Annotated in this window: 14 protein-coding genes; 8 read left to right on the top strand and 6 right to left on the bottom strand. The window is 62.8% G+C overall.

The annotated features are described in order from the left end of the window. Positions 1-11: 11 nt before the first annotated feature. On the top strand, positions 12-872 hold the full coding sequence (gene rfbA, locus J4H91_RS09530; RefSeq protein ID WP_208046034.1) for a glucose-1-phosphate thymidylyltransferase RfbA: 861 nt from the start codon (positions 12-14) through the stop codon (positions 870-872). Continuing rightward, positions 869-1837, top strand: a complete 969-nt coding sequence (locus tag J4H91_RS09525; protein WP_208046033.1) for a glycosyltransferase family protein — start codon at positions 869-871, stop codon at positions 1835-1837. The genes rfbA and J4H91_RS09525 overlap by 4 nt, the downstream gene beginning before the upstream one ends. A 27-nt stretch (positions 1838-1864) precedes the next feature. On the opposite strand, the gene J4H91_RS09520 is transcribed toward J4H91_RS09525, so the two are convergent. Beyond that, positions 1865-3115: an ABC transporter ATP-binding protein gene (locus tag J4H91_RS09520; protein WP_208046032.1), complete on the bottom strand. Its 1251-nt coding sequence runs from the start codon at positions 3113-3115 to the stop codon at positions 1865-1867. A gap of 7 nt (positions 3116-3122) precedes the next feature. Further along, positions 3123-4052: an ABC transporter permease gene (locus J4H91_RS09515; protein ID WP_208046031.1), complete on the bottom strand. Its 930-nt coding sequence runs from the start codon at positions 4050-4052 to the stop codon at positions 3123-3125. 268 nt (positions 4053-4320) lie between these two features. Between J4H91_RS09515 and J4H91_RS09510 the strand changes: the two genes are divergently transcribed. The 4 genes from J4H91_RS09510 to J4H91_RS09495 all read left to right on the top strand — a co-directional run bounded on the left by J4H91_RS09510 (position 4321) and on the right by J4H91_RS09495 (position 10975). Next, positions 4321-6408 carry an acyltransferase family protein gene (locus J4H91_RS09510; protein WP_341783503.1) on the top strand — a complete coding sequence of 696 codons (2088 nt, stop codon included), beginning with the start codon at positions 4321-4323 and terminating at the stop codon, positions 6406-6408. A 93-nt stretch (positions 6409-6501) separates the two neighbouring features. Further along, positions 6502-7785, top strand: coding sequence for a glycosyltransferase family protein (locus J4H91_RS09505; RefSeq protein ID WP_208046029.1), 1284 nt, complete (start codon positions 6502-6504; stop codon positions 7783-7785). 336 nt (positions 7786-8121) lie between these two features. Then, positions 8122-8952, top strand: coding sequence for a rhamnan synthesis F family protein (locus tag J4H91_RS09500; protein ID WP_208046028.1), 831 nt, complete (start codon positions 8122-8124; stop codon positions 8950-8952). Next, complete coding sequence (locus tag J4H91_RS09495) at positions 8924-10975, top strand: glycoside hydrolase family 99-like domain-containing protein (protein WP_424960839.1); 2052 nt, start codon at positions 8924-8926, stop codon at positions 10973-10975. Before J4H91_RS09500 ends, J4H91_RS09495 begins: the two co-directional genes overlap by 29 nt. 45 nt (positions 10976-11020) lie before the next feature. Here J4H91_RS09495 and J4H91_RS09490 read toward each other — a convergent pair whose 3' ends face one another. Both J4H91_RS09490 and J4H91_RS09485 read right to left on the bottom strand, forming a co-directional pair. Next, positions 11021-13417 carry a glycosyltransferase gene (locus J4H91_RS09490; protein WP_208046026.1) on the bottom strand — a complete coding sequence of 799 codons (2397 nt, stop codon included), beginning with the start codon at positions 13415-13417 and terminating at the stop codon, positions 11021-11023. A 122-nt stretch (positions 13418-13539) separates the two neighbouring features. Further along, positions 13540-14904 (bottom strand): glycosyltransferase family 4 protein, encoded by a 1365-nt coding sequence (locus J4H91_RS09485; RefSeq protein ID WP_208046025.1) that lies wholly within the window; start codon positions 14902-14904, stop codon positions 13540-13542. Between the two features lie 123 nt (positions 14905-15027). Between J4H91_RS09485 and J4H91_RS09480 the strand changes: the two genes are divergently transcribed. Together J4H91_RS09480 and J4H91_RS09475 are read left to right on the top strand one after the other, a co-directional pair. Then, complete coding sequence (locus J4H91_RS09480) at positions 15028-17511, top strand: glycosyltransferase (RefSeq protein WP_208046024.1); 2484 nt, start codon at positions 15028-15030, stop codon at positions 17509-17511. A 131-nt stretch (positions 17512-17642) separates the two neighbouring features. Then, entirely contained in the window at positions 17643-19169 is a 1527-nt protein-coding gene (locus J4H91_RS09475) for an ArnT family glycosyltransferase (RefSeq protein WP_208046023.1), read from the top strand. On the opposite strand, the gene J4H91_RS09470 is transcribed toward J4H91_RS09475, so the two are convergent. Then, positions 19166-20008, bottom strand: a complete 843-nt coding sequence (locus J4H91_RS09470; protein ID WP_208046022.1) for a glycosyltransferase — start codon at positions 20006-20008, stop codon at positions 19166-19168. The genes J4H91_RS09475 and J4H91_RS09470 overlap by 4 nt on opposite strands. Further along, the gene (locus J4H91_RS09465; RefSeq protein WP_208046021.1) at positions 20005-20514 is read right to left on the bottom strand and encodes a GtrA family protein; all 510 of its coding nucleotides are present in this window, start codon (positions 20512-20514) and stop codon (positions 20005-20007) included. Before J4H91_RS09465 ends, J4H91_RS09470 begins: the two co-directional genes overlap by 4 nt. Between the last annotated feature and the right edge of the window lie 60 nt (positions 20515-20574).

The raw sequence follows: 20574 nt of genomic DNA, 5'->3' as shown, positions 1-20574 counted from the left end.
GAAGTGCTCCCATGAAGGGCATCATTCTCGCCGGAGGATCCGGCACACGGCTGTGGCCCATCACCAAGGGCATTTCCAAGCAGCTCATGCCGATCTACGACAAGCCGATGGTCTACTACCCCCTGTCGACACTGATGATGGCAGGCATCAACGAGGTACTGATCATCACCACGCCTGAGTACAACGACCAGTTCCGAGCGCTGCTCGGCGACGGTTCGCACCTCGGGATGAGGCTCGAGTACGCTGTGCAGCCCTCGCCCGATGGGCTGGCGCAGGCCTTCATCATCGGTGAGGAGTTCATTGGTGATGACAGCGTCGCGCTGGTGCTCGGCGACAACATCTTTCATGGTGTCGGCCTTGGAACGAGCCTGCGTAAGCACACTGAGATCGAAGGCGCGGTCGTGTTTGCATATCATGTCGCGAATCCGACAGCGTATGGAGTCGTCGAGTTCGACGGGGACATGCGCGCGATCTCGATCGAGGAGAAGCCGACCCAGCCGAAGAGCAACTACGCTGTGCCGGGGCTCTACTTCTACGACAACGACGTGGTGCGCATCTCGAAGACGATCGAGCCGAGCGCTCGAGGGGAGCTCGAGATCTCCAGCGTCAACGAGGAGTACCTCAACGCGGGCAAGCTGACGGTGCAGACTCTCGATCGCGGAACCGCGTGGCTCGACACGGGCACCTTCGAGTCGATGATGCAGGCATCTGAGTATGTGCGCGTGATCGAGGATCGGCAGGGTTTCAAGGTGGGCTGCATCGAGGAGATCGCGTGGCGTAACGGCTGGATCGATGACGTGCAACTCGCCGAGCTCGCAGTGCCGCTGGTGAAGAGCGGGTACGGGAAGTACCTGGAGATGCTTCATAGATGAGCTCCGCGCGCTCGGGGCTGCGTGAGCGTTTTGCCCGTAGAGTCAGGCTCGCTCGCAGACGACTTCGCTGGGTAGTCAAGATCAGTGCTCCTCAAGGGGCTGCAGGCGATGCCTGGGGAGACGTAGCGTTCGCCGATGACTTAGCATTGGCGTTGCGGCGCCTTGGACAGACTGTGCGTATCGATCGACTGGGTGCTCCGCTAGAAGCGCCGGGAGGCGGCTGGGACGACGTCGTGCTGTGGCTGCGTGGGCTTGCCGAGCCGACTCCGGTGTCGAATGCCGTCAACATGCTGTGGATCATTAGCCATCCTGAGATGGTGGACGATCGGGAGATCGATCGAGGCTGGGACCACGTATACGCGGCAAGCGAGAAATGGGCTGGTGAACGCAGCCGGAGGACGGGGACGTTCGTGGTGCCACTGCTGCAAGCGGCTTCTCAGGACAGGTTTGCTGCTACCGGGCCCGCCGATCCCCATGACATTCTTTTTGTCGGAACGACGCGAGGAGTGGAACGCCCCGTGGTGCTTGATGCGGTGCGCGTTGGAGCGCAACTGCAAATCTACGGTCACGGGTGGGAGGAATACGTCGAGGCGCGCTACATTCGAGCGGACCATCTGAGCTTTGAGGCTGTTCCTGCCGCCTATCGTGGTGCTCGTAGAGTTCTCAATGATCACTGGGAGGACATGAAGCAGGAAGGATTCATCTCCAACAGGCTCTTCGAGGCAGTGGCTTCCGGCGCGTGCGTAGTCTCGGATCGTGTTCAGGGCATGGACGAATTATTCGGTCCTATGGTGCGTACCTACGGTAGTCTCCAGGAGCTCATTCAACTCCTGGACAGGGATGATCTATGGCCGAACACTGCGGAGAGGCGAGATAAAGCCGAAGAAGTGCTCAGAGACCATTCCTTCGATGCCCGGGCTAGGGTTCTGCTCAGAGACGCGTTGGCTTCATTTGACCTTCAGTAACGCCAGACGGGTGAGGCAGAACCGACCTCATTCTGATGCTGAATCTGTGTATACCGAGGTCACCGAAGGGCGGGCGAAGGTGAGCCCGCTTGACACCTCAGGTGCTCGTGTGTTGAACGAGCAGGCCTGCAGCCAGTCGAAGAGATGAACGCGATCCGCGGAGAGGATCGACACGTTCACGAAGAACTTACCGGTGCCGAGCTGCACGTCCTCGAATACAAAACGTAGGGAACAAGCGCCCGAGATCGGCCTAGCCGAATGGTTGAGCCTGGGCGTTGAGGTGCCGAGAACAGCACTTCCCATCGTGCTGTCGATCTGTACGCCGCAAGCCCAGTCGTCGAGTTCCAATTCACCCGTGAGATTGACTTCTACGGTCAGCGTCCCGCCCGGCTCCAGTGCGAGGTCCGGCTGATCACCATATGCGCGTACTTCTGCCTTCAACTGGGGGCGTGCTGTGTCCGGCGCGCCATCCCCTGCGTCTTCTGTAGGAGCATGAGCTGCTTCGTGCTCGAGCCTGCGTTCCTCTAGAAGGTCGCGGAACTGGGCGACCGCCTCGCGGGGCTCCCCCTCGTAGACGAGCTGGCCGTGGTGCAGAAGCACGGCGCTGTCTGCGAGTTCGACCACCTGGCCGAGGTTGTGGGTAACGAGCAGGATCGTGCGGCCCTCGGCCTGGAAACGGCGGATCGTATCCATGCACTTGCGCTGGAAGGCCTCGTCGCCGACGGCGAGCACTTCGTCGACGAGCAGGATATCGGGATCGGTGTGCACGGCGACGGCGAAAGCGAGGCGGACGTACATGCCGGACGAGTAGAACTTCACCTGCGTGTCGATGAAGTCCTCGAGCTCGGCGAAGGAGACGATATCGTCGAACACCGCCTCGGTCTCCGCGCGGCTCATGCCCAGGAGCGAAGCATTGAGGTACACGTTGTCGCGCCCGCTGAGATCGGGGTGGAAGCCCGCGCCGAGCTCGAGAAGGGCCGCGATGCGTCCGCGTCGTGAAATAGTGCCGGATGTCGGGTCGAGGATGCCGCCGATGATCTTCAGCAGGGTGCTCTTCCCCGACCCGTTGTGGCCGATCAAGGCTACGGTGTGACCGGCCTTGACCTCGATGCTGACGTCGTCCAGGGCGACGAATTCCTCGCGATTCTGTCGGCCTGTTCGGAAGGACAGCAGTCGGTCCTTGAGCGAATTGTCGCGACGCAGCACGAACTGCTTGCTGATGTGATCCGCGGTGATAACAACCGGTGCGTGGTCGGAGGCCTGATGAAGTGGTGACATGTTGCGGCTAGAGCTCCTGGGCAAAGTTGCCCTGCATACGGGCGAAGATGCGTTGCGCACCGACCACGCAGAGGAGGCCGAGGACTGCAGCGACGCACAACTGGGTCATGAGATTCTCTGGGAGTGCCAATCCTCGTTCCGCGGTTCCCCAGATGGACTCCTGGAAGCCGAGCACCGCGAGAGTGACCGGGTTCGCCGTGTAGATCTGAAGAAGCCACGGCAGGCCGATTCCCATGACCACGTCGTGGACCATCTGCCAAGAGTACAGAATGGGAGAGGCCCACATCAGCACCATGACTGCGATCTCGACGAAGTATCCGATGTCGCGCAGGTAGACGAACCATGCGGAGAACAGAAGCGCGAGGGCGAGCCCGAAGCTGATGAGCACGATCAGGGACGGGATGAGATAGAGCAGATTCCAGCTGATGTGGAACTTGCCCGTCACTAGGACGATGACGATCAGGATGGCCAGTTGGATGGCGAAGTTGAAGAGCGCGGTACCGGTGGCCGCCAACGGGAACAGCTCTCGTGGAACGTAGACCTTCTTGACCAGGCCCGCATTGCCGAGGATCGAGGCGGTGCCGCCCGAGACGATCTCTGAGAAGAGGCCGTAGGCAGTGAGTCCGGTGAAGATGTAGATGGCGAAGTCGGGGATGCCTCGCTCTGCACCCAGGAACTTGCCGACGACGACGAAGTAGATGGCAAGCTGGGTGAGCGGGCGGATCAGCGTCCATATGAGTCCGAGGGAGCTGTCCTTATACCGCGACTTGATGTCTCGCCTGACGAGCAGGGCAAGCATGCTGCGATTCTGGATGATCTCCCGAGAGGTGCTGAGGAAGCCCTTGTAACTGGCATGCGATTTGCCAGAGTCGGCGGGGACACCGATCGTCGAGAACGGCTGCTGAGCCAGCGATTCGAAACGTTCAGCCTGATTCATGATCCTCCAGTGACGGCAGCCCGACACTGCCTCGCGCCGGGCGATAGCGTCCGGGCATCCCTCACACTTTACCCCACCGGTCCTGAGACCTTCGGTCGCCGATGAAGAGCAGTGCAGTGCCCGGCCGATCGGCTCTCATCCGTGCGATCGAGGGCAAGGTAGACCTCGGCGAGAGCAAGTTCGGCCATCGTCCAAGGTTCGGCTACCTGGTGCTCCGCGTTCTAGACTGGCAAGCTGATTCGCTCGAGACGATGCTTGAGGCAGGTGCATGGCCGATCGCAAAGCGGGGTACATCCCCGAGATTCAAGGGCTGAGGACGCTCGCTCTGCTCATGGTGGCGACCTTTCATATCTGGTTCGGAAAGGTGTCCGGAGGGGTCGATGTATTCCTCCTCGTCTCCGCCTATCTCATGACCCGGTCGCTCGCCCTCCGCAGCGAGGGCGGCTCGATCACAAGGCCCGTCTCGTACCTCATCAAGAAATTCTCCCGACTGCTTCCGGCCGCTGCCGTAACGATCGCTCTGATCACGGTCGGAGTCTTCGCCTTCCTGCCTGCCAATCACTGGCAGGGGTCCCTATCGGACGCCCTCGGCTCGCTCTTCTACTTCGAGAACATGCGTCTGCAGGACGCCACGGTCGACTACTTCGCTGCCGACCGTTCCTCTGCGAGTCCGTTCCAGCACTTCTGGTCGCTGTCCGTCCAGGGGCAGGTGTTCATCCTCTTCGCGTTGCTCCACCTCATCGGAGATGCGGGAGCCCGCTACCTGGGATTCCCCGTTCGGAAGATGCTGCTGGGGATGTTCTCCGTTCTCGCGGTCGGTTCGTTCGCCTACTCGGTGTGGCTCACGGATCAGAATCAGGCCTATGCGTATTTCGACACAGCCGCCCGGGTGTGGGAGTTCGCGGTCGGCTCGGTTCTCGCCCTCGTACAGCCCTGGCTGCGAGTACCGTGGATCGTTCGAAGCTGTGCGTCTTGGCTCGGTATCGTCGCGATGCTCGCTTGCGGTTTCGTGCTACCCGTGGAATCCAGCTTCCCCGGCTGGGCGGCGCTATGGCCGGTTTCCGCTGCGGCGCTGGTGATCATATCGGCAGGGGCTCCCACTCGTTTCGGGGCGGACCGCATCCTTGCGCACGGTGCACTCAACAAGCTCGGCGGCTACACCTATGCGCTCTACCTCACGCACTGGCCGGTGCTCGTGCTCTTCCTCTGGGCGGTCGGGCTGGAGCGGGTGAACTGGTGGCAGGGGCTGCTCATTCTGGGAGTGTCCGGCGCGCTGAGCTTTGTGATCGCCCGGTGCTTCGAGCGGCCCGTCGCCGCCTGGCTCAAACGAGACCGACCCGCGCGGAAGCGCTGGCTTCCGAGAACGGGATGGCGCAGTCCGGTCGCGATCCTCCTCAGCATCGTCCTCGTGGTCGGCGTGGTGGGAGCTGGGACGATGCGCCTGACGCAACAGCTCCGGCAGGACAGGGCCGCGATCGAGGCGCTCCGCGTTTCCGAAGCCGGGGCGAATGCCCCGGGCATGACTTCGCGCGATACGGGGCCCCTGCCTGCGGTGAGCCTGGTGACGAGCGACTGGGTCTCGGCGGGCCAGGACTGCGCGGCCGACGACCCGTTCCTCACCGAACTGTGCTACGAGATTCCAGCAGTCGAGGGTGAAGCCGAACGTGTCGTCTACGCGATCGGGAGCTCCCATTCCACTCAGTTCAATGCCGCGCTGCTGGAAGCGGTGAACCGCCACCCTGGGTGGGGATTCCGCACCCAGGTCTCGCCGGGTTGCTACTACATGTCGCGAGAAGGAGTGGGGCCGGAATGCGTCGATCTCTGGGATCGGGCCGCCGCCTACATCGCTACTCAGCAGCCCGATCTCGTCGTCCTTTTCGGCACGCAGACATACCATGAGTTCGAGATGACCCAACCCGATCTCGTCGACTGGATCGACGATGCGCGGCATTCCTATCCGGGCACCCGTTTCGTTGCGATGCGGGACAACCCTCGCATTCCGACGTCGCTGTTCGAGTGCGCAACACGTTTCGGATACGACAGCGATGACTGTGCGTTCCGTTACGAGACCAGCACAGACCCCGCGTACATCGCCGCCCTCGAGGAGGTCGGGGTGATCTGGGTCGACCTCAACGGCTTCATCTGCCCCGACCGGGAGTGTCGACCGTCACAGGGCGGGGTCGTCACCTATCTCGATGAGAGCCACCTCACGGGGACCTATGTGAGGACGCTCGCGCAGAAATTCTCGAATGCGATCGTGCCGGCGGTGGACTGGTGGCCGCGACGGGTCTACGAGGAGGGAGCCTTCACAGACCGGGCTCGCGGCAATGATGTGCTCGAGGATCTCAATCGTTGAGACGCCGGTCAAGAGAAGATTCCAACCGGGATGACGTGCTGGTGAGATTCCCGGTGTTGGCGCGCTCGCCGCTCATCGGCCATCATGAGGGGTATGTCTCACGAAAGCGCTCCTCCTCGAGGCGGTACCATCGCCTCGGCGCACACACGGCTCCTCGAAGGAACGTTCGCCGATGACCGTGCCGAGAACGTTCTGTTCAAGGTATACAGCGTCGACCTCGAGGAAGGCAGGGGCGACCTGTTCGTCGCCCTCGGGCTTGCACGCGCTCTGGACGCGCTCGGTTGGGGCGTCGCCTTCCAAGGGCGGGATGAATGGCTGGAAGCGGTGCCAGCGGGCACCACAGTATGCGTATCGATGATTCAGGGGATCCCGCTGACTGGCTTGGGGGAGGAAATCGTCAGGATCGCCTGGGCGCGCAATTGGGTGCGGGAATGGGCGACGTCGCCAATACTGCTTCAGCACGATGGCGTTCTCGCCTCTTCTTCTGCGGCGGCGACCCACCTCGCCGAGGCGTTCGAGGGACTCACTGGCGTGCTGCCGATCGGTGCGGATACGGAGATGTTCCGTTCCACCGGAGAGGAACGTGATCTGGCGGTTTCGACGACCATGAACTACTGGGGCTATGACCGGGGGATGCTGGGGATGCTGCGCGACCTCCGCGCTGCCGACGGCATCCACTGGTACGGTCACCGAGAGGGTGCTCCGCTCGAGTTGAGTCCGGACGTCGTCGTAGAACCGATGCTCGAATACGCGGAAGTCGCCGATGTGTATGCTCGGAGCCGTGTCGTGCTGGACGATATGACGCCTTCGACGCACGAGTTCGGAAACCAGAACAGCCGTCTATTCGAAGCGCTGGCAACCGGAGCGCTGGTGATCACCAATTGCAGGGAGGGTCTCGAGGAACTCGGCCTGGGGGAGACTCCGGTTGCGGAGAACGCGAGCGAACTGCAGCGTCTTCTCGACCTGTACTTGGAGGACGAGGAGAAGCGCAGCAGTCTCGTGGCACGACTGCAGGCGGTCGTACTGGAGCGGCACTCCTTCGCTCGGAGAGCGGAAGTCTTCGTCGACTTCGTTTCCCGTGCCCGTTCCGAGTTCCCCTCTCGCCCGTTGCGGTGGAGGTGCGCAGAGCTGATGCAGCGCGGCGCGGAGCAGGAGCGGCTGGTCGATGAGCTCCAAGCGCGCAACCAGACTCTTGCGTCGCAGAACCGAGCACTCGCCGCGGAGATGCAGCGCCTAAAAGACCGCATCGACCACGGCGATGCGCAGATGCTCCAGGGCATGCAGGAGCTGCGCGCCGAGAACGAAGCGTTGCGGGGGAGCACCGTTTTTCGGTTCGCCCATGCGGTGGGACGGATGCTACCCGGCAGAAGGGGCTGATTTCTCGGTCGAGTACCATGGGTATTCGCGCATTGGGAGGAACCGTCCCACTGATGAAAGGCTGTCGATCGTGAATGATGTCCCCCCGGCCGACGTACCGGACCCGGTTTCCGATGACGCTGCTCTGCAGCGTGCGTATACCGAGATGCGGAGTCGACTCCTCGGGCTCGAACGCAGGAATGCTCAGCTCAGCGCAACGCTGAATGCGCTTCGACTCGAGAACGACGGGAACCGTGAGCGACTGGTCGAGATGCGCTCTTCGCTTTCGTGGAGAATCACGCGTCCGTTGCGCAGGACGCGTCGCCTCCTCTCCTCAGTGCTGCGTCGGAGGATCAGGTGAAGCCGACGATTGCCCGCCTGCGGAATCCGCTTCTGCGGACCGACAGGTCGATCAGTCCGAGTCCGCGTGGTCTCGAGGGGACGAGGGCCGCCTTCTTCGCTAGCTACGGCGAATCCGATCGCTTCTCCAGAAGCGTCATCGAGCTGACTCGGGCGCTGAGCGGTCGTGGGTACGACGTGGTTCTCATCCGTGCGGCGAGCGGGGGCGCCCGGGCTCAGTGGCCTGCGAACGAGGAAGCGATTCGGCCGACCATCATGTGGCGTCCGAACGTGGGATACGACTTCGGTTCCTGGGCGGTCGGTATCGATCAGTTCCCGAAGCTCGCGGGCAGGGAGCATGTGCTGCTGGTGAATGACAGCCTCGTCGGCCCGTTCGGCGACATCGATCGTATGATCGATCACTTCGAACATTCGACCGCCGATGTCTGGGCGGCGACCTGTTCCGAACAGGTGGAGCTTCACCTCCAGAGTTTCACGCTCGGCTTCCGGCGAGGTGTGCTTCGTGCATATCCGCTGAACAGGTTCTGGGGTTCGATCCGTGAGATCGGAGATAAGAATCTGCTCATCCGCGAGTATGAGATCGGACTGTCGAGGCTCATCGACCGTGAGATGTTGACCGCCGAGTCCTTCATTCCCGTAGGTCTGGTCGGTCGCGGTCAGATCAACCCCGCATACGATAGCTGGGACGTCCTGCTGCGGAACGGGTTTCCGTTCGTGAAGCGTGAACTGCTCCGCGAGGACCAGCCCGCCGCGCTGCGTGAGCGGATCGTCGCTGAGGTCCGCGAGCGATGGGAGCAGGATCCGATGCAGTGGTTCGAGCCCGCCTGATGCGAGGCACTCGATCGGTGAGCGCACTTTCAGACGTACGAGAAACGGAGCAATCGTGAGGGCAGCCAAACGTCCGCCACTGCAACACCCGAGTTCCTACGAGCGCTGGGTGGAACGTCGCTCGGACAAGTTGCGGCACGACGGGCGACCGGAGTGGCAGCGTGTCGGTGCGGAGGGGACCGTGCCTCGGGTGGGGGTGCTCGTCCACGTCTACTACCAGGAACTCGTCGGTGAGATCTTGGAGCGTATCGCGGAGCTTCCGGTGCCCTTCGACCTGATCGTGACCAATGCGTCAGGGCTGCCTCTCTCGCTCGAGCCGACCGAGGCAGGGGGGCATCTCCGGGGTCTGCGCGTGCTCGATGTTCCGAACCGCGGCCGCGATATCCTGCCGATGATCTCGGTGGTGAACGCGGGGTTGCTCGAGCCCTACGACCTGGTGTTCAAGGTGCACACCAAGAAGAGCGAGTGGAGGGAGTCTCACGAGTCGCTCGGCGGGACAGGCGAGGAATGGAGGAATGCGTTTCTCGATGAGCTCGCCGGAGACGTCGACCGCATGCGGGATATCCTCTCGGCATTCGCCGAGGATCCGTCGATCGGGTTGATCACAGCTGAGAATTGCCTGGTCGGGCCGGAGCACTGGGGAGGTGACCAGCAGCTCACCGCAGAGTTGCTGAGGCGTCTGGAACTCGACCTCGCACCGAGCGAGCTCCTGTTCGCCTCGGGCTCGATCTACTGGGTCCGCGGGTTCCTGCTCAACGGCTTGCGGGCGCTGGACCTGTCGTCCGAGGATTTTGATGACGAGCAGGGTCAGGTCGACGGCACCACAGCGCACGCAATAGAGCGAGCGGTCGGCATTCTGTGCGAGGAGGCGGGCTTCTCTCTTCGCGAAGTGCAGGATCTGAACGACGCAGCCGAGCGCGAGAGCTGGCGGCGCTACGACCCCGCGTCTCCGATGGAGCCCGAGGCGCGCGTGTATCCTTTCTACCTTCCGCAGTTCCACACCTTCCCGGAGAACAACGCGTGGTGGGGCGAAGGGTTCACCGAGTGGAACAACGTCGCGGCCGCCAAACCCGTGTTCCCCGGGCACCGTCAGCCCAATCTCCCGAGTGATCTCGGCTACTACGACCTGCGCGACCCCTCCGTTCGCCCCCGACAGTACGAACTCGCCAAGAAGTCCGGCCTCGAGGGCTTCATGTACTACTACTACTGGTTCGCGGGCAAGAGGTTGATGGACCTCCCCGTGGAGGAGCTGGTCGCCTCGGACGATGATCACCCGTTCTGCCTGATGTGGGCGAATGAGAACTGGACGCGCACGTGGGACGGCAGCGAGACGAACGTGCTGATCGCTCAGGACTACGATCGCGTACCAGCGGAACAGTTCATCGACGACATCCGGCACCTCATCTGCGACGAACGCTATATGCGCATCGACGGGCGACCCCTGATCGCCGTGTACCGCATCTCGCACATCCCCGATTTCGAACGGGTGATCGAGCATTGGCGCCGTCGGGCTGAGGAGTTCGGCCTCCCCGGCATCGAACTCATCACCGTAGATGTCGGCTCCGGCTTCGCCGGGATCGACGGAGATGTACGGGAAGCCGGCCTTGACGGCACTCTGGAGTTCCCGCCGCATAACCGCCGATGGGTCGGCGCCGATCACGCTCGGTTGCGACTCGCACCCGGTTTCGCGGGTGGGATCTTTCGCTACGACGGCATGGTCGCAGAGGCGGAGGAAGCCCTTCTCGGCGGCATCGAGGGGTATCGCTACCCGGGTGTCCTGGTGAACTTCGACAATACGGCGCGTCGACAGGGCAACCCGACATTCTGGCTCGGCTCGAACCCGTATACGTTCCGGCGATGGTTGCGAACGGCAGTGACCGCGCTTCAGGATAGGCCTGCCGGACACCGTGTCGTCTTCATCAACGCATGGAACGAGTGGGCTGAGGGCGCCGTCCTCGAGCCGACTCAGCGATTCGGGCGGACCTACCTGCAAGCGGTCCGCTCAGCAGTGGTATGCCCCTGACCGACGACCTCGTACCGGTCGGAGTCCGTTGGCATGCTCGGCGGGCTAGGGGAGTGTTACGGTCTGGCAGCCGTAGGCCGTCGGGCCTCCCATGCCCGAAACGCACACTCGATTGGCTCCTCGATTCGCCGGGAGCGTCACATCGAACCCGTGAGCGTTCCCCTGACCCGGTGCGAACGAATTGAACCAACCGAGTTCCACGTTCGCCTGGTAGGGTCTCCCCGAGCCGTTGACGTCGATCCAGACGTACGAGGGCGCCGGCTGTCCCGCGATGTGCGACCAGCCCCAGACCCGGAGCGTTTGCGACGCGGCATCGAGAGTGACGCCGTCGAGATGTCCCTGTTCCGCGGGTGCGGGGACGTGGACGACTCGACAACCCGCGCTCGCACCCGTACGCGCGGTGTAGACGCAGACCTCGTGCCTTCCCGTCGTCGCTGCGAACGAGATGTCGAACCCGTGGTTGTTACCGCTGCCAGGGGCATAGTTGTTGAACCAGGGAAGGTTTGCGTTCGCGCCGTACATCTGTCCGACGCCGTCGACGTTCACCCAGATGTACGAGGGATCGGGCTTCCCCAGGACCGCGGACCAGCCTGTGATTCGAATCTGGCCGACAGTCGCGGTGGCCGAGTCGAATGATGTGCTCTCACCGCCGAGCAACTGCGCATTCCTGCAGCTGAGACGCTGGCCGGTGACCTTGCCGAAGATGCAGACCTCGTAGTTGCCGCTCTTTGGAACTGCGACGGGAACGACCGCGTCGAAGCCATGGCCGGTCCCAGCGCCGGGATAGAGAGCTTCGAACCAGGAGACGGGCTTGTCGGCGAGCACCGTCGCCTTCACCCCGTTCACGGTCACGTCTACGGACGACGGTGAAGCCGAAGCAAGGTCCACGGCCCACCCCGCTACTCGCACCCCTCCCTCGGCTCGTTCGGCGACGTCGAGACTCCCGCGTTCCGCATGACCCAGAGTGATGGTGGAGCATGGCTGGAGCAACCCAGCTGCCCCGTAGACGCAGATCGTGTGTTTACCCGTGGACGCGGGTACGACGAAGTCGAACGCGTGGTCATTGCCCATGCCCGGGAATAGTGTGTTGATCCAGGAAGTCGGCTTGTTCGCCGGGTAGGTGAGCGGCGGGTTCTTGCCGTCCAGCACGACCTTGACGGTGTCTGCGGCGCCTCCGGTCCGGAAATCGACGGACCATCCCTGCACGCGGATGCCGCCCACGGCTTGAGAGACCGAGTCCACATGTCCCTGGCCGATCGGCACTGTCACAGTCCGGGACGCGATGAACTCGCTGTTGACACTCGTGTTGAACAACTCCACACGATATGTTCCCGGCGGGGCTGAGACCAGGTCGTTGAAGCCGTGGTTGTTCCCCCACCCCGGGAACTGGCCGTTGAACCACGCAAGCGGTTGGTTTGCGGCGATGAGCTTGTTCGTCACCAGTGTGTTGCTCGCGTCGTACACATTGGCCCAAACGTAGGCGGTAGACGGGTCGGTGAGCTTCCTGGCCCACCCGTTCACGCGGATACCGCCGTACTCACCGGAGGCGGAATCCAGGTTCGCATGGCTGATTCCCTGCGTAGAACCGAACCAAGAGGTGTAGAACATGTAAAAGTTACGGTTGCCGTACGTCGAGCAACTGTCTCCAGTGCCCCACTGGGCGTTGAGCGAGGCCTGGTTCGGACGATACGGTGTGTAGATGTAGAGCGCGGCGGTCGCCCAGTTCTCGATGTAGACCTGCGAGGACCCGCACTCCGGATTCGGGTGCCATTGGATCGTGTTGGTCCGGAACGGCTTGTAGTTGTACTGATCGCTGTGCGCTCGATAGACCTTCAGTTGCCAGGCTGCATAATAGACCTGGTTCTGGAAGCCGTAGTACTGGGGGTTGCAATTCGCGGCCCAGTTCGGCCCCGAGTCCGGGCATGCGTAGCCCGTGGCGACATCGAGCTGACGCACCGTGGGCCAGCTGTCCGAGACGAGGCTCTGTTCCTTCTCGAGGGTGATCAGGAGTACTCGCTGGCTGATGCCGCAGGCGCGACCCACCTTGGCGATGATCTCGGCGGCGCTCTCCCCGGAACGGCCAGCATAGGCACCGCAGTAGTTATTCGCCGCCTTGGACACGGTGTTCATCGAGTAGTCGCGCAAACAGTTCTGTGCAATATTCGTGGTCCCCCACGGGGTCCCGGCGGTTCTGCCAGGATCCCCGATCGTACAGCGAGGGACGCGCTGGTTCAAGAAGGTTTGCACGTCGGCCGCCGTCATCGCGTTGCCGTCGTAGAAGAGCGAGTCGGAGATGATGTTCCCCGCGTTGAAATTCCGGGCGTCGGCTCCGGCCGCATTGGCAGGGCTGACGAACTGGAACTGGACTCCTGCGAGCGCTACGAGACAGACGCAGAGAATGCCGAGAAGCGAATTCCATCTGCGAGTGCGCGTCTTCGCCATCCTGCTCTACCCCTTCGATGCGATTCATGCGTTCCGCTTGAACTTGGAATCCTGCTGACTACACCAGCGTACGCGAGACCGCTGCCGAGAGCTGCCGGAGGGCTTTCCCGTGGCGTCGGCAGTTACCGTCTCCGGACGATGGACTTCAGCGCTCCGAGCACCGACCGGATGTTCGCAGTCGCCTTCCAGGCGGTGCTGTGCTCGATCTCGTCCAAACGCTGCTGCAACTCGGCACGGTGCGTCTCACGGGGAGGGATGATCCCCTTCCCGAAGTCAGGGGCGTGCTGCGGGTTCTCGCAGAAACTCACGAGCGGGGCGAGGACCCGCGACCACGTCATCTTCGTGCGGTAGCGCCGCACGTTCTCTCGGTAGCGCCCGTTGAGACCCCCGTCGTACACAGCGCGTTCGATCGCGTCGGCGAGAGCCGCTTCGTCCTCCGGCTCCACGATCTCGCCGAGCTCGGATTCCGCGATGACCTGGGCGAAGGTGTCTCCCGCAGTGCTGATGATCGGGAGTTCCGCCCACAGATAGTCGAGAATGCGAGTGCGAAAGCTGAAGGCGGTCTCCACGTGGTCGAAATGCGTGCTGACACCCAGATCGGCGTCGAGCAGGTAGTCCGCTCGTTCCTCGTACTTCACCCATTCCTGGTTGAAGAAGACATGTCGATCGCGGATACCCAGCTCGTCCGCAAGTGCCATCGCATCTGCCGCCATCCGCATGGCGGGAACGTGGGGATTCGGGTGCTGCACGCCGAGGAAGAAGAGTCGGAGGTCGGGACGGCGCGGAGCCAGGAGCGCGACGGCGCGGATCAGCGTGAGCGGATCGAACCAGTTGTAGACACCGCCGCCCCAGATGATGACTTTGTCCTCGGACGAGATCCCGGGAACGGTGCCTTTGATGGCGTGGCGCCGCTGAATCGGGTCCTGATCTTGGATCCCGAACGGAACGACATCGATGAGGGAGCGGAGGCTCTGGTCGTTGTCGTACGTGTATGGATTGATGCGGCAGAGAGCGCCCAGGTGGCCCAGCCAGAGATCCCGCTGCTTTTCGGAGGCGCAGATCATGAAGTCGGCGCGCTCGATCTGGGCGGAGAGCGCATCCACGGTATTCCGAGAATGCTCGATCCGCTCTAAGGGCGGGAACTCCTTTCCATGTTCCAGGATCTCGAGCTGCATTGGATCGTAGATATCCGCTACGAGTATGGCGTCGCCTTCCGCGATCCAGGGGAACTGAGAGAGCAGGTGTCCCTGGACCACGATCACATCGCTCGTCGAGACGATCTGCCGCAGAAGATGCTCGCCGGCGTGCTCCACGGGGAAGGCCTGCGCTTGCAGAGAGTTGCCGACGGTCGAGACGAGCCGGACCTCGGCGACCCGGTGCAGAGCTTTCGCGATCTCGAACGCGCGGATCGCCGGGCCCGCCATCTTCTCTCCCAGAGTGTCAGGGGTGAGGACGAGCACCTGTGGCCGCCGGTTGCCTGCAGTCATCGAATCCGTCCCTGTTCTCGCCTCGATCAGTCCATGACGATGGTATATCCATGAACGACTACGATGGCATGAGCGGCGGCCTCAGCCGGCGACTGTACAACTCGTGTGAGGACTCTGGAACGTATGGAACCCAAGAACCCGCTGGTATCGGTCGTCCTCGTGAACTTCCGCGGAGCCGACGACACCATCGAGGCGATACGCCACCTCGGCGAACTCGACTGGCCGAACGACCGACTCGAGATCGTCGTCGTCGAGAACGCCTCCGGCGACGACAGTGCGGAACGCATCGCCGCCGCTGCGCCTCACGCCGTGCTCGTCAAGTCGAAGAAAAACCTCGGTTTTGCCGGCGGCTGCAACCTCGGCGTCAAGAAGAGCAAGGGCGACATCATCGCCTTCCTGAACAACGACGCGAAGCCCGATGCCGGCTGGGTGCGCGAGGCGGTGCGCCGCTTCGAGGAGTCGCCCCGCATCGGCGCCGTCGCCAGCCGCGTGCTCGACTGGGAGGGCGAGAAGGTCGACTTCATCGGGTCGGGGCTCACCTGGTTCGGCATGGGCTACAAACCCCACACAGGGCTCGCCATCCCCGACCAGGCCGATGAACCTCATGACGTGCTCTTCGGTACCGGCTCCGCGATGTTCGTGCGCCGCGACGTCTACGAGGAGCTCGGCGGCTTCGACGAGCGCTACTTCATGTTTTTCGAGGACGTCGACCTCGGCTGGCGGTTGAACCTCAAGGGCTACCGCTACGCCTACGAGCCCGGATCCCTCGCCTATCACAAGCACCACGCCAGCATGAGTAAGCTCGGTGCCTACAAGGAGACCTACCTGCTCGAGCGCAACGCGCTCTACACGCTCTACAAGAACCTCGGCTCCGAGAAGTTCGACGAGACCCTTGCCGCCACACTGCTGCTCTCGGTGCGGCGCAGCGTGGCCCGCGGAGAGCTCGATTCGACCTCCTACGACATCCGCAAGGCGTCCTCCGACGCGGAGCTCACCGAGGCGATCCCGAAGGACACGATCGCCACGCTCTACGCCATCGACCAGTTCGTGCAGAACCTTCCCTCGCTCACCGAGTCGCGGCGCGAGATCCAGGAATCCCGCACGACCGCCGAGCACGTGGTGCGCCGTCGGTTCCTCGAGACGAACGCACCTTCCTTCACCGGTGCCCACTTCTTGCACGGCTACCAGAACATCATCGACAATTTCGACGTGCTCGACGGACCCGCCCGCACCAACGTGCTGATCATCACCGGGGACCCCATCGGTGCGAAGATGGCCGGCCCCGCGATCCGCGCCTGGCACATGGCCGAGGCGCTCGCTCCGCAGAGCGACGTGCGTCTGGTGAGCCTCGAGGGTCATGAGGACCTCGCTGCGGACTTCGTACTCGACACGGTGAAGCCCGGCGATAACAAAGCGATGGCGCAGCACGAGGACTGGGCCGACGTCATCATCTTCCAGGGTCTCGCGATGGCGCTCTTCCCGTCGATCCGCAAGACGCAGAAGGTGCTCGTCGTCGACATCTACGACCCGATGCACCTCGAGCAGCTCGAACAGGGCCGCCCGCAGGGCGAAGAAGCGTGGACACGCGCCACCGCCGACGCGACTACCGTGCTCAACGAGCAGCTCGCCCGCGGCGACTACTTCCTCTGCGCCTCCGAGCGCCAGCGCCACTTCTACCTCGGCCAGCTCGCGGCACTCGGTCGCATCAACCCCGCGAACTACGCTGATGACCCCGACCTCACCGGGCTCATCAGTGTCGTGCCCTTCGGCCTCGAAGCCGAACCGCCCGCGCACGAGAAGAAGGTGCTGAAGGGTGTTCACCCCGGCATCGGCGAGGATGACAAGCTGCTGCTGTGGAGTGGCGGGCTCTACAACTGGTTCGACCCGCTCGCGCTCATCCGCGCCGTGGCGAAAGTCGTCGAGACCCACCCCGAGGTGAAGCTCTACTTCCTCGGCACCAAGCACCCGCACCCCGGTGTGCCCGAGATGAAGATCGTCACCGACTCCCGTGCACTCGCCGCGGAACTCGGCGTCGCCGACACGAACGTCTTCTTCAACGGCTCGTGGGTCGAGTACAAGGACCGAGGCAACTACCTCGCCGAGGCGGACCTGGGAGTCAGCACCCACCACTCGCACATCGAGACCACCTTCAGCTTCCGCACCCGTATCCTCGACTATCTCTGGGCCGAGTTGCCCATGGTGGTCACCGAAGGTGACCACTTCGCCGAGCTCGTCGACGATCGCGGTCTCGGCCGTGCAGTGCCTGCGGGCGACGTGGACGCGCTCGCCGCCGCGATCGAAGACCTGCTGTTCGGCAAGGGCAAGCTGGCCGCCGCGCAGAAGGCCATCGGCAAGGTGCGCAGCGAATACGAGTGGGGCAATGTGCTCGCGCCCCTCGTCGAGTTCGTTGGCAATGCGCACTACGCGGCGGATCGCATGCGCCGCGGCGAGGTGCGCGTCGACGCCGCCGGCGCGAAGCGCCAGAAGCGCCGCCGGCCCGCGGGCCAGAACGGCATCGTCGAAGACGTGCGCCGCGCCAGCCTGCTGCTCGTACGTCAGGGCCCCGGCGCCGTGGTGCGCAAGGTCAAACAGCGTCTCGGATTGTAGGCGTGGCACCGGCGGTAGTACGTCACGGGGCGACGTCACTGACTCGGCGCCCGTTGTTCTGGCTTACAGTCGTTATTGCGCTCGGGGGGGCGTTGCGCGTTGCAGGTATCACATGGGGTTTGCCTCTCAACTTGCACGCAGACGAATGGGTCGTGGTCGACGGCGCACTCGACCTTGTCAAGCGAAACTCGTTTGAGCCCACCCAGTTCTCGCGACCTGATCATCTCGAGATTCAGCTGAGTTACCTCCTGTACGAGGCCTACGCTCATCTGATTCACGGCACCGATCCAATCTCGCTGTATGCATCGGATCCGGGCCTGTTCACGGCCCTGTCTCGGTTGCTCATTGCGGGGCTCGGCACACTGTGCATTCCCGTTGCCTATTTGGCTGTCGCCACCTTCGGTCGTTGGATGCCGGTGACTGCGGCTGCCATGGTCGCGTTCTTTCCTCCTTTTGTGGAGCATGCGCATTACGCGACGCCCGATGTGCCGCTGGTGCTCGTGACGTTCCTCGTCGTGTGGGCCTGTGTGCGCTACATCGAATCCCCTAGATGGAAGTGGCTTGTGCTGGCCTGCGCAAGCACCGCTTGGGGGTTTACCGCGAAGTACCCGGCGGCGCTACTGGGGGCCGTCGTGGCCGCATCCGTCGTCACCGTCGCCGTACGCGATCGCAACTGGCGCCGCAGTCTCTGGCATGCGCTCTCGAGCCCGGTGCTCTTCGTGGTGTGTGTCTTCATCGCCTCGCCGGTCTTGTTGACGAACTTCGCCGCCGTCGAGGCGCAGCTCACTGGCCAGAACTCAACGGGGCATCTCGGCGCCGATGGCCTGGGGTACTTCGGCAAACTCGGCTTCTACGCCACGAACGGGCTGACGAGTCTCGGCCTGATTCTGACAGTGTGCGCCCTCTTCGGCGTGCTGCGCCTGATACGCCTGCGTGCTCTGCACGCCATCCCTCTGCTCGCGGGGGGCGTCTTATGGCTGGCCATTTCCGCGCTCACCCTGCACTGGGATAGGTGGGGCATTCCCATGTATGTCACGCCGATTTTGCTCGCGGCCATCGGCATCCCTGAGCTGGCCAGAGTCTTGCGCCGAGTGAAGCTCTCGCGTCGTATCGCGACCATCGTCATCGCCGGGGTGGTAGGGGTTGCGGGCCTGAGCCTCGTGCTCACATCGCTGGCCACTACTGCTCGATTCGTCAGCGAAGATAGCCGCAGTGCCGCGCTGGCATACGTGAATGAGCACGGGATCACACCCGAAATTACGGTGTATGAGGGGTACACGCCTTTTTTGCCCGGTAGTTCGAGAACAGTGTTCGATGAGTTCGAGCTTTCGGACGAAGGTACGCTCATGCCCGTCGCCGCGGTCAATGGCGAAACCCCGCCGCACTATCTCATTTTGAGTAGCATTATGTCCGAACGATTCAAAGCTGAGGCGCGTTACGCTAACGAGCAGGCTTTCTATACCGCGGTGCAGAATCAATTTGCGCTCGTTGCAGAGTGGGAAGGCGCCGCATCGGCCGTCGCCTCGAACCCCGTCGAGCTCGTCAACATTCCGGGCCAACTCGTCAACGCCGTGCGCAGTATCACCGGAAGTCAGTTGGGCGGACCAACCATCTTGATCTATGAGATTCCCGGAGCGGCAACCGCCGAGACGCCCTAACGTCCCTGGAGGCTCAGCACGAGGTACGCGGCGCGGCGTTGCAGCGACGAGATCCTGGCCCGTACGTTCCCGCGGCGTACATCGCCGTCGGTGATGTGCTCCGGAGCGAGCTGTTGTGCGTGGCGATTGAATCGCACAGCATCTTCGGCCTGCTGCCGAGCGAGACGAACCGACCATTGCCCACCTCCGACCCGAAACGCGGCAAGCGTCTGCGGCAATGCCACCATGTCACCGGCCGCGAGCGGACCTGCATAGCCGCTGAGGTCAAGGTAATAGCGCATGTCATGCCAGCCGCCGGCCTCTCGCAGTGCGTCACGGCGTATGAGCACGCACGCGGGCTCGCCAAACAAGTTGCCCCCGGAACGTACTGTCGCACGAAGCGCCTGTCGCCCGTCGACTCGCCCGACAAAGCCAGCGAGGCCGCGCGAGCGCACGAAAATATTGCCGCGCACATCGATCAGATCGCGCTTTGACGCGACCAAGACCAGGTCACGATCAGACGTAGTGGGGACGCCGAATGCAGCCACCTGCTGACGCAGCGCTTCGGGATAGAGCAAATCGTCTCCGCAGACGAGCTTGACGAACTCACCCTGTGCCAGATCAGTCACGCGGTTCCAATTGCGGAGGGCCCCGCCGCCAGCGGGGGTGGATACCACGGTAATTCGAGGATCCTGCGACGCATAGGCCTGCGCGATCTGAGCTGTGTCGTCGTCGGAACAGTGGTCAGCAATGATCAGCTCGAAGTCGTGCCAGGTCTGAGCGAGAATCGAGTCGAGGGTCTCTGAGATCGTTGATGCGTTGTTGTACGCCGGTACGACGACAGACACACGTGGGGTCACCGGGCAGCCTCACCTTCAGAACGTTGTGGGGGTGTTGCATCGTGCTGCTTCATGTCGTTGGGGCTCTTTCGCCGGAATGAAAAATCGCGGTGGGCGAGGTAGCTCGAGATGGCGATCACAGCGGTCACGGCGAGTTGCGCCGGAATCTTCGGCAACCCCAATAGCTCTACGCACAGAGGAAGCAGCACGAGGTTCGCGCCGAAGGCCGATGTGCTCACGAGCGCAAACCGAGCGAGATCGCCCCAGAACCGACCACGTACACGAAACACGAGATACCGTTGGCTAAGAAACGAGGTGAACACGGATGTGATCTGGGCGCAGACAAGACTCAAAATGTAGTCAAATCGGCCGACGTGCAGTGCCTCGAAGACGAGCTGATACCCAATGAACCAAAGCGTCCCCAATACCGTGTTCATGCCGCCCACGATCATGAATGCGATACGGCGATCCTTGATGATCCTCAAGAATAGACCCGGCTCGGGCACGGTCTCTGCAGCTTCTGGCATTGCCTGGTCTTTCCGGTCATCGACTGGTCACCATAGCTGGCAAGTATAGTTAGTTCGGAG

It is taken from the genome of Leucobacter ruminantium (assembly GCF_017565705.1).
Classification (GTDB): domain Bacteria; phylum Actinomycetota; class Actinomycetes; order Actinomycetales; family Microbacteriaceae; genus Leucobacter; species Leucobacter ruminantium.
Note: the sequence above shows the minus strand (reverse complement) of the source record. Positions and strands in the feature narration are given on the sequence as shown.